The sequence below is a fragment of the Corallococcus sp. 4LFB genome, assembly GCF_046520365.1.
GTDB classification, from domain to species: Bacteria; Myxococcota; Myxococcia; order Myxococcales; family Myxococcaceae; genus Corallococcus; species Corallococcus caeni.
In genome coordinates this window covers 1-14,561 of sequence record NZ_JBKGHJ010000193.1, presented here as the reverse complement: position 1 = coordinate 14,561, position 14,561 = coordinate 1, and the positions used below count along the sequence as shown (strand labels likewise).

General features: G+C 70.4%; 12 protein-coding genes and 2 pseudogenes. 4 read left to right on the top strand and 10 right to left on the bottom strand.

The annotated features are described in order from the left end of the window. A partial coding sequence (locus ACLEQD_RS21175) for an ATP-binding protein (RefSeq protein WP_410386147.1) occupies nucleotides 1-1,017 on the top strand: 1,017 nt, incomplete at its 5' end. A gap of 3 nt (nucleotides 1,018-1,020) precedes the next feature. Here the strand turns inward: ACLEQD_RS21175 and ACLEQD_RS21170 are convergent. From ACLEQD_RS21170 to ACLEQD_RS21160, 3 genes are all read right to left on the bottom strand, one after another. Continuing rightward, on the bottom strand, nucleotides 1,021-2,367 hold the full coding sequence (locus ACLEQD_RS21170) for a hypothetical protein (RefSeq protein WP_410386145.1): 1,347 nt from the start codon (nucleotides 2,365-2,367) through the stop codon (nucleotides 1,021-1,023). 120 nt (nucleotides 2,368-2,487) lie between these two features. Then, nucleotides 2,488-3,495 (bottom strand): hypothetical protein, encoded by a 1,008-nt coding sequence (locus ACLEQD_RS21165; RefSeq protein ID WP_410386143.1) that lies wholly within the window; start codon nucleotides 3,493-3,495, stop codon nucleotides 2,488-2,490. A gap of 145 nt (nucleotides 3,496-3,640) precedes the next feature. Further along, nucleotides 3,641-3,832, bottom strand: coding sequence for a hypothetical protein (locus ACLEQD_RS21160; RefSeq protein WP_410386141.1), 192 nt, complete (start codon nucleotides 3,830-3,832; stop codon nucleotides 3,641-3,643). Between the two features lie 546 nt (nucleotides 3,833-4,378). On the opposite strand from ACLEQD_RS21160, the gene coaA reads away from it, so the two are divergent. Beyond that, on the top strand, nucleotides 4,379-5,332 hold the full coding sequence (gene coaA, locus ACLEQD_RS21155) for a type I pantothenate kinase (RefSeq protein ID WP_410386139.1): 954 nt from the start codon (nucleotides 4,379-4,381) through the stop codon (nucleotides 5,330-5,332). Nucleotides 5,333-5,391: 59 nt separating this feature from the next. Here the strand turns inward: coaA and ACLEQD_RS21150 are convergent, their stop codons facing one another. From ACLEQD_RS21150 to ACLEQD_RS21140, 3 genes and pseudogenes are all read right to left on the bottom strand, one after another. After that, the gene (locus ACLEQD_RS21150) at nucleotides 5,392-6,660 is read right to left on the bottom strand and encodes a type I restriction enzyme HsdR N-terminal domain-containing protein (protein ID WP_410386137.1); all 1,269 of its coding nucleotides are present in this window, start codon (nucleotides 6,658-6,660) and stop codon (nucleotides 5,392-5,394) included. Between the two features lie 1,099 nt (nucleotides 6,661-7,759). Next, nucleotides 7,760-7,945, bottom strand: a pseudogene (locus tag ACLEQD_RS21145) (GntR family transcriptional regulator); the annotation flags it as partial. 217 nt (nucleotides 7,946-8,162) lie between these two features. Then, a complete protein-coding gene (locus ACLEQD_RS21140) occupies nucleotides 8,163-8,354 on the bottom strand; it encodes a hypothetical protein (protein ID WP_410386135.1) in 192 nt (63 codons plus the stop codon). A gap of 296 nt (nucleotides 8,355-8,650) precedes the next feature. On the opposite strand from ACLEQD_RS21140, the gene ACLEQD_RS21135 reads away from it, so the two are divergent. Next, entirely contained in the window at nucleotides 8,651-9,277 is a 627-nt protein-coding gene (locus tag ACLEQD_RS21135; protein ID WP_410386133.1) for an SgcJ/EcaC family oxidoreductase, read from the top strand. Here ACLEQD_RS21135 and ACLEQD_RS21130 read toward each other — a convergent pair. The 4 genes from ACLEQD_RS21130 to ACLEQD_RS21115 all read right to left on the bottom strand — a co-directional run bounded on the left by ACLEQD_RS21130 (nucleotide 9,240) and on the right by ACLEQD_RS21115 (nucleotide 14,075). Beyond that, nucleotides 9,240-10,550 carry a DUF418 domain-containing protein gene (locus ACLEQD_RS21130; protein WP_410386132.1) on the bottom strand — a complete coding sequence of 437 codons (1,311 nt, stop codon included), beginning with the start codon at nucleotides 10,548-10,550 and terminating at the stop codon, nucleotides 9,240-9,242. The two genes, ACLEQD_RS21135 and ACLEQD_RS21130, sit on opposite strands and share 38 nt — an antisense overlap. Nucleotides 10,551-10,652: 102 nt before the next feature. Continuing rightward, nucleotides 10,653-12,110 (bottom strand): phosphatase PAP2 family protein, encoded by a 1,458-nt coding sequence (locus ACLEQD_RS21125; protein ID WP_410386131.1) that lies wholly within the window; start codon nucleotides 12,108-12,110, stop codon nucleotides 10,653-10,655. An 80-nt stretch (nucleotides 12,111-12,190) separates the two neighbouring features. Further along, nucleotides 12,191-13,102 (bottom strand): fatty acid desaturase, encoded by a 912-nt coding sequence (locus tag ACLEQD_RS21120; protein WP_410386129.1) that lies wholly within the window; start codon nucleotides 13,100-13,102, stop codon nucleotides 12,191-12,193. Next, nucleotides 13,089-14,075 (bottom strand): Rieske 2Fe-2S domain-containing protein, encoded by a 987-nt coding sequence (locus ACLEQD_RS21115; protein ID WP_410386127.1) that lies wholly within the window; start codon nucleotides 14,073-14,075, stop codon nucleotides 13,089-13,091. The genes ACLEQD_RS21120 and ACLEQD_RS21115 overlap by 14 nt, the downstream gene beginning before the upstream one ends. A gap of 145 nt (nucleotides 14,076-14,220) precedes the next feature. Here ACLEQD_RS21115 and ACLEQD_RS21110 point away from each other — a divergent pair. After that, nucleotides 14,221-14,561 (top strand): annotated as a pseudogene (locus ACLEQD_RS21110) (cyclic nucleotide-binding domain-containing protein); the annotation flags it as partial.

Below are 14,561 nucleotides of genomic sequence, written 5' to 3'. Positions count from 1 at the left end.
CCACGGGCCCGGGGACCGCGCTGGCGCTGCCGCCCGGGGCGCTGGCGCACGGGCTGCTGCCCCTCCATCGTGGCGACGGTGCGGTGGGACGCGGCGGAGGACGCGCGGCTCGTCATGCGCGCGAGCGCCACGGGCTTCGCGTGCGAGGTGGCGGGCGCGGCCGGCTTCTCCAAGCGCATGCACTGGTCGGTGCTGGACCGCTCCGTGTGGACGCTGCTCTTCATGGCCGCGCAGTACCTGGAGCGCGGCGTGAAGGACCGGCTGAAGGACCTGCTGCGGGAGACGTTCCTGCTGGCGCCGCCGCGCTTCGACGAGTCCCTGGGCATGTTCGAGCGCATCGGCGCCATCCGCTACGCGATGGAGCAGCGCGGAGAAGAGCTCTTCCCCCTGGGCCTCATGGCGCTGCCCACCTGGATGCCCGGCTGGCTGCGCGAGCAGGTGGAGCACGAGCCCGTGCCGCCGGCGCTGCTCCTGCGCCACGACGCCGTGCCCCGCAGCTTCCTCGCGCGCTTCGTGACGCTGGCGGGCTTCGCGTCCGGCACGCTGTCCGTGGACGTGACGGAGACGACGCCGCTGTCCCAGGGCGGACGGCTGGGCTTCAGCGGCTTCCGCTTCGCGTTCGCGCGCGCGGACGGCACGCCGGTGGCGCAGGAGCAGCTGGGCCATGGCCAGAAGCGGCTCTTGTCCTTCCTCTACTACCTGGACGTGCACGAGGCCTTCGTCATCGCGGACGAGCTGGCGGACGGCCTGCATCCGGACCTGGTGCGCGCGTGCGTGCACGACGTGGGGGAGCGGCAGGCCTTCGTCACCAGCCAGAGCCCGCTCGTCTTCGAACACCTGACGTTCGCGCACGCGGAGCAGCTGCGCACGTCGTTGGTCCGCTGCGAGGCGGGCGGTGGACCCGGCGGCTGGCGGTGGACGCAGCCGACGGTGGAGCAGGCCGCGCGGTGGTTCGACGCGTACCGCGCGGGCTCCGTGCCGCTGGGCGCGGTGCTGCGCGCCCAGGGCTTCGGGTGAGGCTCAGGGGGCCGTCAGCCCCTTGAAGAGGAAGCCATCGTCGAACCCGCACGACGCGTAGGTCGTCCCGCACAGGTTCAGGGTGCCGGAGAAGGTCCCCACCCCCGCGAACTCGCCCTGCTTGTTCACCGTCATGTCCCGGAAGTACGGGCGGCCCGTGGAGGCGTACGTGCGCCGCCACTGCTGCTGTCCCTGGATGCGCTCCAGCCTCGCGGTGAAGAGCGTGTAGCCGGAGGGCGAGTCGGGCTCGGTGGCGGCGCCGCCCACCACCACGCTGTCGTCCTCGGCCATGGCCACCGCGCCGACGGGCTGCGGGTAGCCGCGCGCCCAGCGCTCCTCGCCGGCCCGGGTCCACGCGACGAGGAAGCCCCCGTTGGCCGTGGAGGGCTTGGGGACGCACTGTCCCGCGAACGTGAAGGCGTCGTTGACCTGGCCGCCCATCACCACGCGGTTGCCGTGCACGGCGATGCCGAGCCCACCGCCGGAGGCGCCGTCCAGCGCCCGCGTCCAGGCCACCGTGCCCGTGGGGCCCACCTTCCAGACCTGGGGGTCGGGGTACTGGATGCCCGCGAAGTAGAAGGCATCCGCTTCATCCACCGCGACGCTGGTGCCGCCGCTCAGGTTCCGCTGCTCCCGCACGGTCCACAGCGGCGTGCCGGCGGCGTTGAACTTCGTGAGGAACGCGGTCTGCACGTCCGTCACCTGTGAGGAGTTGGGGCCCAGGCCGAAGTCCACCGTGAGGTAGGCACTCCCCGTCAGCGCGATGGCGTCCTGCGAGTCGGTGACGAGGTCCCGCGGGTTGACGTTGCCGGTGAAGTGGCGGGCCCATTGGAACTGTCCCCTCTTGTTCAGCTTCAGGAGGAAGGCCCCCCTGGGCTGCTCGCCCGCGCCCAGGTCGACGGGCTGGTACGCGGTCCCCGCGATGAGGACATTGCGTTCCCGGTCCACCGTGAGCGCCTGCGCGGCGACCGTGGTCGACTGGCCCGGCTGCGGCAGGCCCTCGAAGGTCCGGGTCCACAGCAGCGCGCCGGCCGTCGTGTACTTCGCCACCGCGAGGCCCGTCTGGTCCGTGTTGCCCGAGCCGATGGTGCCTCCGCCCAGGTCCACGCTGCCCTGGTACTGGAAGAGCATCAGGAGGTTGCCGTCCCGGTCGAACGACACCGCCACCGCCGCGTCCGGCCGGGCGCTGCCCAGGTGCTTCACCCAGACGAAGTCACCCCCCGCGAGCTCCGCCGCCTGCGTCCGCGGGGAGGCCTCGGGCGCCTCCACGGGGCCGCACCCCCCGAGCGCCGCGGCCACCACGACGCCCCAGAGCCGCCGCCCACCCCTCCACCCGCGTGTCATTCCCATGTGTACCCTCCCCATGTGTACCCTCCCCGTGTCCCGAACACAGACAGACCGAGTTAGGAACCACCGGGACCCGGGGACACTGCCCCGGAGGGCAGCGTGGGTTTGACGTTTGAACAGTCGTCAGCGGCCGGAGAGCAGCTCCGTGCTGAAGGAGAAGCCGCCCAGCAGGTAGGGCATGGCGTTCACGCGGTTCTCATGTTTGAGGTACCAGCCGGCGATGAGCAGCACGGTGGGCCGGGTCATGAGGCTGCCCGGCTTCGTGTCAAAGGCATACGCGACGATGGGGCCCACGCGGACGTGCTGGTTGGTGGGCAGGCTGCGCCCGGGCAGCGGCTCCACCGCGGAGGTGTCTTCGTCGTAGCGGGGCCACACCGCGGACAGCCGGGCGCCCAGCGTCCACTGTCCGGCCAGCCAGAGCAGGTCCGTGTCGTTGGCCAGCACCCAGCCCTTGCCGGGCACCAGCGTGTCCAGCGTGGGGTCGTAGAACGTGCCGCGCGTCCCGCCGTCGCGCAGCGACACGTTCCAGTACTCGATGGCCAGCTTCGTGCGCAGCGCCACGGACTTCACCTTCGCCTGGAGCGTGGGCTCCACGAAGAAGTGGTGCCCGGAGGTGCCGTAGGCCGCGTCGTTGGTCGCGTTGCGCAGGTCGTCGTCGTAGGGCTGGAAGGAGTCCGGGTACGACTGGATGCTGCCGAAGGTGCCGAAGTACTGGATGTATTCGTAGCCGGCGCGGAGGTTGAACATCGCCACGGGCTGCAGCTCCACCACGGGCCCCAGCTTGAAGAACGCGGGGCTCAGCTTGAGGCTCGCGGCGGCGCTGGCGTACGTGTCGCGCAGGAGCAGGGAGGGGCTGTCGAAGAGGCGCTTCTGGTAGACGAGCCGGTTCTGCGACTCCAGCCCCAGCGGGTTGTAGCGGACCACGTTGAGCGTGGTGAAGAAGACGCGGCGCTCGGGCAGGGATGGCTGCACCGGGGGCGGCACGTCCTCCGTGACGGGGGGCTGGGGCTGCTGCGCGGCCCCGGGCGTGCCCAGGCCCAGCAGGGCGAGCAGCGCGGCGCGCGTGAGCCCCTTCGACAGGGACGGGGAGCGGACAGACGTCGGGCGCTGCGGGTACACGTTCGCGGGCATGCTTCCTCTCGGCGGGAGTCCGCGAAGAAGGGCCCCCGGGCAAGGGCCCCGCGTCGCGGGCAGCGCGAGCGTCGTGCACCTGACGCACGCGCTTCAAGACGCACCAGGACGAAGCCCGCCGTGACACCCGGCGTCACCGGAAGTCTCAGGGCGCGGGCCGGCGTTCAGAACGTGAGCTGGAAGCGGGACAGGAGGGCGTTCTGCTGTCATCGGTGCTGGCGTCGGTGCTGGCGCCGTCGGGGTCGCCGTTCACCACCGCCAGCGAGTACTGCCACCGGCCGCCTCCGCCCTCGCCGTGCGGCTCCAGGCCCTCGTCGCGGTGGGGGACCCGGTCCACCGTGAGCGAGCGCTCCCCCGGACGGAAATCGAGGTATGCGTCCTGGAGGATGGACTGCCCGTTGCCGAAGTCCGGCCTGAGGCGGAAGTGGACGAAGCCGAAGCGTCCCCTCCGGGATGGGGCGCATGCGCCGCACGATGAACGTGTTGGTGCCGGTGCGGTCCGTGTCCGCCAGGTAGAAGCGCCCGTCACCCTGGAGCTGCCCGCGCAGCTTGAGCACGAAGGCCTTGTCCGCGGACGACAGCGTGAAGCCTTCTTCCGACACCTGGACGACCGGCGGCTCCTCGGCCTGGGCCCGCGCCCGGGTCGAAGCGAGCCGCAGGCCCGTGGCGGCGACGAGGGCGGCGGTGGGGAGGGCGGACACGCGGGGACCTCTTGAGGGAGGGGCGGGCGCCAGGGGGCGGGAGGCCCCGAACCGGAGGGGCGCGGCGGGGAAGCGGGCGGGCACGTCGGAGTTGGGAAAGTCCTGCTGTCAAGAATCGCAGGGAAGACCTGTTGTCACCTTCACTTGCCGGAGCCGGGGCGGTCTGGTCCATGCTGGGCGGCATGTCCGTGACCAAGCCCCGCGCCGCATCGATGTACGTCGACCTGGACCGCGACGCGTGGCGCGAGCTCCGGGACTCCACGCCGATGACGTTGACGGCGGAGGAGGTGGAGCAGCTGCGGGGCCTGGGCGACCGGCTGGACATCCACGAGGTGGAGGACGTCTACCTGCCGCTGTCGCGCCTCTTGCACCTGCAGGTGGCGTCGGCGCAGTCGCTGTGGGCGGCGCAGCAGGCGTTCCTGGGGTACTCGGTGCGCAAGGTGCCGTTCATCATCGCCGTGGCGGGCAGTGTGGCGGTGGGCAAGAGCACCACGTCGCGCATCCTCCAGGCGCTGCTGGCGCGCTGGCCGGATCATCCGCGCGTGGCGCTGGTGACGACGGACGGCTTCCTGCATCCCAACCGGGTGCTCGCCGAGCGGGGCATCATGAACCGCAAGGGCTTTCCGGAGAGCTATGACCGGCGCGCGCTGGTGCGCTTCCTGGCGGAGCTGAAGGCGGGGCGCGAGGAGGTGACGGCGCCGGTGTACTCGCACCTCGTCTACGACATCGTGCCGGAGGAGGCGCAGTCCATCCGGCAGCCGGACATCCTCATCCTGGAGGGGCTCAACGTCCTGCAGACCGGGCCGGTGGAGGGCGGGCGGCTGCCGCAGACGTTCCTGTCGGACTTCTTCGACTTCTCCATCTACGTGGACGCGAACGAGACGGACATCCGCCACTGGTACGTGGAGCGCTTCCTGCACCTGTGGGAGACGGCGTTCCGCGACGAGCGGTCCTTCTTCCGGCGCTTCTCGGAATTGACGCGCGAGCAGGCCGTCGCGCGGGCCGCGTCGGTGTGGGCGGAGATCAACGGGCCCAACCTGGCGGAGAACATCGCGCCCACGCGTTCAAGGGCGCGGCTCATCCTGGTGAAGGGCAGCGACCACAAGGTCCGCCGCGTGCGGATGCGCAAGCTGTAGCCGAGCAGGACGGACCTGGCGCCACGAATGGGTTCGCTCCGGGCCACGGTGGGGAGCCGCTACTGGCTCGCGACCACCTTGAGCGGGGGCTCCGTGGGCGCCTCCTCCTTGGCCGTGAGGGCCAGCTCCAGGCTGCGGGCGACCAGCGCCTTGAGCGCCCACACCTCTGGAATCGACTGGAGGTAGACCCGGCTCACCCCGAAGGCCGCGGGGGACGCTTCGACCTCGAAGCCCGCGGCGAGCGCCTTCGCCTCCTCCACCGGGACCCAGGTGGCAAGGCTCTTGCGCTTGCCATTGCCGAAGAAGCGCACGAACCACTTCGTGGGCTTCTTGAACGACACGTTGAAGTAGTTCGCGGTGTCCCGATAGAGGACGTCCTCGGCCGCGTGGCCGTTCTTGGTGCAGATGTCCCGGATGACGCCGAAGAAGGACAGCTCCTCCTCGGTGGTCTCCACGGGGGCGCGTGCCTTGTCGTCGCCCGGGGCGCGGGACTCCGTCTCGAAGGGCTTCGCGCTGTCGGCCTTCACGACGTTGGCGCCCTCCTTGGTGGTGGACGGCTCCACGCCTTCGTTCAACCGCTGGATGCGCTCCTTGAGCTTGTCGAGGAAGTCATCGCCCATGACGCGGAGGAGGGTGGGCTCGATGGCCTCCTTCGCGACCTCCGCGAGGCGTTCCATGACGGCGGTGGTTCGCTTCCCCTTGTAGATGTCCTCGGTGAGCCACTTGAGGAAGCCCTCGTGCTCGCCGGGGGACTTCAGGGCGGCGGACAGCTTGTCGATCATCCCCTGGCGGTAGCGGCTGTTCTCCGCGTCGGTGATGAGCGTCGTGGCGTTGAAGGACTCGCGGCTGAACTTGGAGAGGAACTTCGCGACCTTGGCCCAGTCCGACTTCGTGTCCTCCAGGGAGAACGTGAAGAAGGGCTCCGGGTCCATGGCGTTGGGGTTCTCCAGGTCACCGAAGAACAGGTAGTGGCACCCATCCGTGATGATGCCGAAGTGGAGCTCCGGGAGCTGGGAGAGGTAGCGGGCCAGCTGCTGGGCGCGGGACTTCAGGTCCGTGCCCAGGGGCTTGGTCTCGATGACGATGAGAGGCTTCAGTCCCGTCTGGTCGAAGATGGCGAAGTCCATCCGGTCCGGGAGCTTCTTGCCGTCGCCCTGGACGAAGTCCGCCGAGTATTCCAGACGCACCTCCCGTGGAAGGCCGGGGTCGTAGCCAAGCAGCCGGATGAAGGGGACCACCAGCGCCTGCTTGGCGGTCTCTTCGTTGGTGATGAAGTTCCTGGAGTCCTGATAGCGCTTGACCAGCTCCAGCAGTTGATTCGCGTCCACGGTGTTCCCCCCTGCAACCCGTCGAAGCCGGGCTCCGGGAACAACAATCCCGGGCCGTGTCTTTGTCCATACCTCCTTCGAGTGAGGAGGAGGTACGACGGCTCGTTCCGGCCAGCTTCTGCAATGGCTCCTGTTGCTCTCGTTCGCCGTGCTCGCCGCCGCTACAACAGGCACTTGTCGATGCAGCGGTGTCCGCAGCAGCAGCTGGATGGGGGCTCGGACGGAGGCCTCCCTCTGGATTGGAGTTGTCCCAACCTGCCCGACAATCGGAGAGGGTTCCCAGGGCTGCGCCCGCTACGTCCTCCGCAACGCGCTCACTCCCCGGCTTGCTGGAGGCGGGCTTCAGGTCGGTTGGAAGACGCAGGGCCACGCGGTCCGGCTCCATGGGAGGGGACTCTCCCTCATTGGGGCAGGCTGCAGCCCCGAGCACCTTGTTGTCCTCGACGGTGGACGCAAGGCAGTCGATGCCGCCCTCCGCCACACAGGAGCGTGGCTCCAGCGCCTCGTCCTGCGCGGCGGCGGACGCGCAAGCTGCGGGGTGGCTCTCCTGCGCGCGGGAGTCCTCGGAGGGCGTATGCTCCCGAAGGGCAGGAGCAAATTGGTCGAGCACACGCTCGTCGCACGCCTTGAGTAGCATCGGCAACTGGTGCTGAAGTGCCCGCACGTCGCGATCGCCCAGCGCGTGCATCGCGCACACGGCCCACTGGCGCAGCGACTCGCCGCCCATGAGGAGCTGCAGCCGGGCCGCGTTGCCCCTCATGGCCCGTTGCAGTGACTGGATGAGGAGCAGGTGCCCGGGACGGGCCGCCGCGTGAGCCGCCCGTCGCAGCAACTCGAATTCCAACTGCGCGCAGCGTGCTCCGGGCTCCCAGTGCGCCGCATCCCAGAGCGCGTAGCAGGTGGACTCCAACTGGCCCACCTGCGCCTCGGAGGCATTCGCACAGCAGTCGGCCAGCAGCTCCACCAGCACCTGCCGCTTGAGGCTGAAGAAGCCCTCCAGGAGCCGCCGGCACTCCTCCGAGCGCTCGTCATGCAGCGCCAAACCCAGGTTCTCCAGCGTCAGCGACTCGTCCAGCGCCACCGCGCGCGTCTTGCGTCCGGAGCGCTGCACCACCAGCCCTCGCGCCGCCAGCCGCCGCAGCGCCTCCCGCACGGTGCCCCGGCAGCACCCGAACTCACGCGCCAGCTTCTCTTCCGAACCGAACTGCCCACGCGGCAGCATCCCAAGCGAAATCGCGCGCTCGAGTTGCTCCTCCACGTACGCCACGAGCCCCACCCGCACCATCACCGTCCTCCTTGCCCAAGCCACGCCCATCCAACCAGATGGGTCTGACATGGACGCGAGCGCCCACGGTCCTCATCAACTGCCGGGACAGCGCGGCCCTGGGCCCGATGCGGCGAAAACCTGTCCGACAGTCGGACAGGTTTGCGCAAGAGCACGCCCGGCAGGCGCCCCTGGCCGTGGAACCCTGCTCAGGCGGCGTGGCGGTCCAGGAGTCGCTTCAATCCGTGGCGTTGGCGTAGATCGTGAATAGCAATTCCGCCCTGATTCCCAGCAGCGCGGCCAGGGGGTTGAGCGGAACAGGGAACAACGCCTCATGAGGTGTGTCTCCGGCCTGGGGTCCGACGTTCAGCGTCTGGACGTCGCAATCAGCCCATTGCTTGCGCGCATCTCCTGGAAGGTCCTCCATCAACCGGGCAATTCATCGCCATCTCTCGTCCACGGTTCGCGGCTGATCCCGATGCTCCAGGGAGGCCTCGGTGTCGGCCCACCGGAGGACGAGCATGGACGGCTCCAGCGCACGAACGAGGTCGCGAATCCCCGAAGTGCCTCGGCGGTCGAGGTTGACGTTGAGGACTCGGGGCTCGGAAGAATCCCTGGTTGCTCCAGGGAACTGCACACCCATGGGAGAGCGGGTACGCTCGGCATACGGAAATCCAGAGCGGTCGTCTAGGATGCGCGCCTTCTCGCTTCCTTCACGGAGCTTCGATGGTGCGCACACGGCTCGTAGGTCTCCTGGCGTTGCTGTTCGTCGCGGTCCCCTTCGTGTCGGGGGCGCAGGAGGCCGTGGCTCCGGCGGCGGTGGCCTCGGGTGATGAAGCGACGCATCAGGCGCTGCGCGCCATCAAGCAGGACATGGAGGACGCGCTCAACAAGCAGGACCTGGACCGGCTGCTGTCGCACCTGCACCCGGACGTCGTGTTCTCCACCATGAACAACGACGTCCGCGTGGGGAAGGACGCCATCCGCGCGTACTACGCGGAGATGCTGGGCGGCCCGAACAGCGTCGTGAAGAAGGTCACGGCGAAGTTCGACGTGGATGCGCTCACGCGCCTGTATGGCAACTCGGGCGTCGCGTATGGCTCGTCCCTGGACCACTACATCCTGAACGACGGCACCGACCTGGTCATCAACGGGCGGTGGACCTGCACGCTAGTGAAGGAGGGCGACCGGTGGCTCATCGCCGCGTTCCACTACTCCACCAATGTGTTCGACAACCCGCTGCTCACCAAGGTGAAGAACGCGGCCCTGGGCTTCGGGGCGCTGGTCGCGGTCGCCGCGCTCGCGGCGGGGTTCTTCATTGGACGTCGGGGACGCCGGCCGGCGACGGCTTGAGCGCGAGCCGCATGGGCTGGCGCTGGCCGTAGGTGAGCGAGCGCCACAGCCACTCGGCCGGACCGAAGCGGAAGCGCGACAGCCACGCGCGGCTGAGCGGAATCTGGAGCACGAACACCCCCATCGTCAGCGCCACGCAGCGTGACGGCGACAGCTTGCCGACGAGCCCCAGCCCCCAGCCGTCATAGAGGCAGAGGCTCACCACCGTCTGCAGCAGGTAGTTGGTCAGCGCCATGCGCCCCACCGGCACCAGCACGCCCAGCCACCGCCGCCAGCGCTCCTTCTGGAGAAGCAGGGCGAAGGCGGCCACGTAGAACGCGGCGAGGCCCAGGTAGCCCAGTTCCTGGATGGCGGACAGGGTGAACATCCAGTGCGCCTTCGACGGGTCCAGCAGCCCCGCGAGGCGCAGGTGCTGCACCACCACCCCCGCGCCATTTCCCAGGACGCCCAGCAGCAGGCCCCAGCCCAGCAGCTTCCGGTGCAGGGCGCGGTGGCGCTCCACGTCCTGGAGCAACAGGTGCCGGCCCGCCAGCAACCCCAGCAGGAAGCGGCCCAGGATGAAGATCATCCACAGCAGCCGCTTGAGCGTGGGCAGCATGTACTGGAGGAAGTGCGCGTTCGCGGCCTGCGTCGTCCAGAGCGAGTCGCTCTGGAGCCCCAGCAGCAGCTGCCCTCGCGTCTGGGCCTCCATGGCTTCGGTGGCCTTCGCGGCGTCAGCCGCGGCCTGCGCGCCCTGGAGCAGGATGGGACCGAAGTGCAGGAGCGCCGGCACCACCAGCGGGACCCCCACCACCGACAAGCCCACCCACACCCAGAGCGTCCGGTCCGCACGGTCCCGGAAGAGGAGCAGCGCGAAGCCCAGCAGCGCGTAGGTGGAGAGCACGTCTCCCGCCCACAGCGCGGTGAGGTGCACCACGCCGATGCCCAGCAGCACCAGCAACCGGCGCGAGTACACCGGGACGACGGAGGCCCCTCGGCCCTCGGCCCGCTTCAGCTGGATGGAGAACCCCAGCCCGAAGAGGAAGGCGAACAGCGTGACGAACTTCTGGTTCACGAAGAAGTGGTAGAGCGCCGTGACGGCCGCCTCGAAGGGCGGTGCCGCCAGCGCCTGGGACTGCTCTCGCGGCATGAGGACCCGGCCGCTGAACCACGCGAAGCTGTTCGACACGAAGACGCCCCACAGCGCGAAGCCGCGCAGCACGTCCAGGAGCGGCAGCCGTTCGGAGGCGTCCACCGGGCGGGCGCTGGAGGCGGAAGGGACGGAGTCGGACATGCGTTCAGCAGATGCCTCCCTCCCGCTTCCGTCAACGCATGCAGCGCGTCGTCCGCGGCGACCGCACCCCACGAGCGGGTGTGGCGTCCCCGAGTGAAAGACTCAGGAGGTTTCGAGGACCGGCGCCTCGCGCAGGAAGGGCATGCGGCGCGGCAGCTTCCGGGCCCAGAAGGACTCCACCGACCGGTGGAAGAGGCGCAGCAGCGCGACACCGGGCCTGCCCTCCAGGTGGGCAAGCTCCTTCGCGGAGCGGTCCAGCAGGGCGCGGGCGCGCTGGTACTCGCTCCGCGCCCACGTCCGGCCGGCTTCGGCCGCGAGCAGGGAGTCGATGTCCTCCGGCTCATGGCCCTGGGCGCGCACCTCCGCCGCGACGTCCGCGGGGACGTTGAAGAGGCCCTGGGCCAGATCCTCGCGCAGGTCGCGCATCACGGAACACCAACCCAACGCCGCGAGCAGGGAAGGGGCCTCCTCCGCTCGCACCTGGGCGTCCGCGACGTGCAGCATCAGGCCCACGGAGAGCCGGAAGGTGTCGCCGAGTTGGGTCTGGAGTGTCGCCGCGTCCCACCAGCGCCCGTCGCGCACCCGCTCGCGGTCCCGGCGCATCGTGCGCACCAGCTCGAACACCTGCTCGCGGGCCGTCGGGTCCGTCAGCTCCGTGAGCAGCACCCGGCCGAGCGTGGTCGCGGCGTCGTGGAACTCCGTCGCGGGAGCCGGCGCTCCGGTCTCCAGCGTGCGCAGGAGCGCGTCGATGGCGTCCAGCGGTTCGCCCTCGACAGGACGATCTCCATCCAGCACGTCATCCACGAGTTGGAGGAAGCAGAACCCCACCCGCGCCCTGCGTGCCTTGCTCCAGCGGCCCAGGGATTGTTGATACAGCGCGAGCGCGATGAGGCCGTAACGCGGATGCCTGCGCGCGAAGCGGGACAGCTCCCGCGCGCAGAGGGCCTCCACGCGCACGGCTTCGAGGAATGCTTCCTTCCGGACCCGGGGTGCCACGACATGCCATGTGCCCCAGGCGAGCAGCGCTCCCGCGAGCACGTCCACCAGGTGGTGCTCGTGGATGAGCAGCGTGGACGCCGCGATGGCCAGCGCCCACAACGCGAACACGGTGCTGGCCACCGGACCTGCACGTTCGCGGTAGGCCAGGGCCGCCGTGCACGCGAAGGCGACGTGGAGCGACGGCAGGTAGTTGCGCTCCAGGTTCATCGTGTCCGCGGCCTGGAAGACGGACGTCCAACCTCCGGTGACGGCGCGCGTCGGCCACGCCACCTCCACCGGCAGGACGAGGAAGCAGAGCGCGCCCAGCACCGTCTCCGCGCACAGCGCCAGCGCGAGGGGGAGCAGCTGCCGCCAGGTCCGGAAGATGAGCAGGGACAGGAGCAGCAGCACGTCCATGCTGACGTAGACGGCGGCCCACCCGGGCATGAACGGGATGTGCTGCTCGAACGGCAGGTCCACGCGCAGGCCACCGGGATAGAAGCCCGTCACCCAGCTCGCGCCGCCGTACACCGCGAGGAAGAACAGCGCGAAGCCGAACGTCATCGCGCCCGTGCGCTTCAACTCCTTCCGCGTGGGCCAGCCGAACAGCGGACCCTCCGCACGCGCTCCCTTCCCGGAGCCGGGCCCGCTCGATGGCGCACTCACTTCGTCTGCTCCGGGAACGGCCTGGGGCCCCGCCACATCGCCAGCCAGACCCGCAGGAAGGACGGCCGGGGGACGCCCTCATCCACGTAGCGGCCCAGGTAGAGCCAGGGCACCTGCGGGTGCCGGTGGTGCGCGCGGTGGTAGTGGTAGTTGAGGAACACCCAGCGCACCGGCGCCGCGACCTTCAGGTCCCACGCCCCTTCGCGCACGTCCAGCGGCGACCACGCGTGGTCCGCGTACTGGAGCGAGCTCCAGTTCACCGCGAACGCCGCGTAGCAGAGCGCCCACCCCACGAGCGTCAGGTCCAGCGCGTACGCGAGCCCCGCCTGCACCGCCACCATCCCCAGCACCTCCACGCGGATGGCCGCGCCCGGTGCGTCCTCCAGCCGCCCCAGGTACGCGTCCGCGCCCGTCTGTTCCCCGTAGCGCGTGCCCGGGCCTCGCAGCCTCCGCAGCAGCCCCGGCACGAGCGCGAACACCAACGCCCCCAGCGGCACGAACAGCCAGTAGACGCCGGTCAGGATGACGTACCACTGCGCATACTTGAGGAAGCGGTGGTCGCCCGGGTGCAGGTAGTCGAACTGCTCGCGCGCCGTGCGGTTGTACCGGTGATGCGTGAGGTGGAACGCGCGCTGCAATGTGAACGACGTGGGAAAGAACGTCGCCGCCAGCCGGCCCAGCCCGTCGTTGAGCCGCCGCGACGGGTGCAGCACGCCGTGCGTCGCTTCGTGCAACAGCGAGAACACCGTGTTGTTCACGTAGGAGAACACCCCTGCCGCCACCAGCCGCACCCAGAGCCCTTCCGCGTGCGACGCGGTCCACAGGCACAGCGCCCCCGCGCCCATCGCCGCGACGAGCAACAGCGCATTGAGCGCGGCGGGAATCGGCGGAGCGTCATCGGCGCGCATCGTCCCCGTCCTCGGGCAGGCCCACGGCGAAGTCGAGCAGCTGGCGCATCACCGGCTCCGCCGTCGCCGTCGCGACGTTGAAGCGCATGCCGTCCAGCACGGACAGGTCCCGGCGCAGGAACGACGTGTAGAGCCACCGCGACACGCCGAGCACCAGCGCCGCCGCGCCCGGAACCGGCCCCCGCCGCGCCGCGACGGCGAGCCGCACCGACGTGCCTTCCGCCACCGGCGTCAGGCTCGCGAGCAGCAGCCCCCGCGTCTGGCCCAGGTCGCTCTTCACCGACATCAGCGTGCCGCCGTGCAGCGTGAGCTCCACGCGGATGCGGTTGCCCGACAGCGCCTTCATCAGCCGGTCGCTCGCGCCCGTGCCGATGACGCGCGACGTGTAGCGCAGCCGCAGGGTGTACCGGTCCGGCGTCTCCCAGGTGGGCGTGTCCCACAGCTCCCGGTGGTGCACCGTGCGCAGGTGCTCCAGGTCGAAGGAGTTCGCCGCCAGCGGCAGCCAGGGACATCCCACCGTCACCGGAGGTCCCACGTTCCAGACATACTCCCCACCCGCCAGGTCGGGCGGGGGAAACAGCGCCTCCGCCCCGTTGAAGACCAGCACCCCGCCAAAGCGCTCCTCCACCGGCCAGGACCGGGGCCCCGGCAGGGCGGACACGTCGCCGCGTCCCGGCGCGGCGCGGCAGCGGCCCCCTCCGTCGAAGCTCCAGTGATGCAGCGGACAGCGCAGCAGCTCGCCCTGGACGGTGCCGTGCTTCAGGTGGGCCCCCAGGTGGGGACAGTGCGCGGACAGGGCGTGGACGCGCCCTTCGTGGCTCCGGAACACCACCACCTCGTGGCCTCCCACCTGGACGCCCATCGCCTGACCGGGGCGCAGGGCCGCGGAAGGGGCCACGAGGTACCAGGAGCGCGGGCGCGAGGGCCCGGGGAGGCGGTCCGGAGACACCCCGGCCGGGACGGGAACAGCCATGCCCGGACCCTACCGGACCCGGTGTCTCCAGGGCCACGGGGGGGCCGGTCGAGGCTGGCTTTACGCTCGGGTTCCTGGTTAGTCAGGCGCTGGTGGAACCGGGCGCGCCGCCCCGACGGGGCGGGCCTGGGAAGGGACGTGTGACATGGCAGGCGAAACTGCGGGCAGCGGTCGGGGCGGTTCGGCGCGGGGCGGCACGCTCCAGGTGGTGCAGTCCCTGGCGGCGCAAGGCGAGCCGGAGCGCGCGGCGCAGCTCTACGAGGAGCTGGGCGCGGCGCAGCGCGAACGCCTGCGCAAGGAGGCCGCGCAGGGGTCGGCGAAGGAGCGCCACTGGCTGGTGGACGTGCTGCGCCGGGCGCGCGACTTCACGGGCGCGGCGCGGCTTCTGGACGGCAGCGGCGACGACGTGTCGGTGGCGGACCTGTACGCACAAGGCGGTCAGCACGTGGCGGCCGCGGAGGCGTACCTGCGCGACGGCGTGGAGCG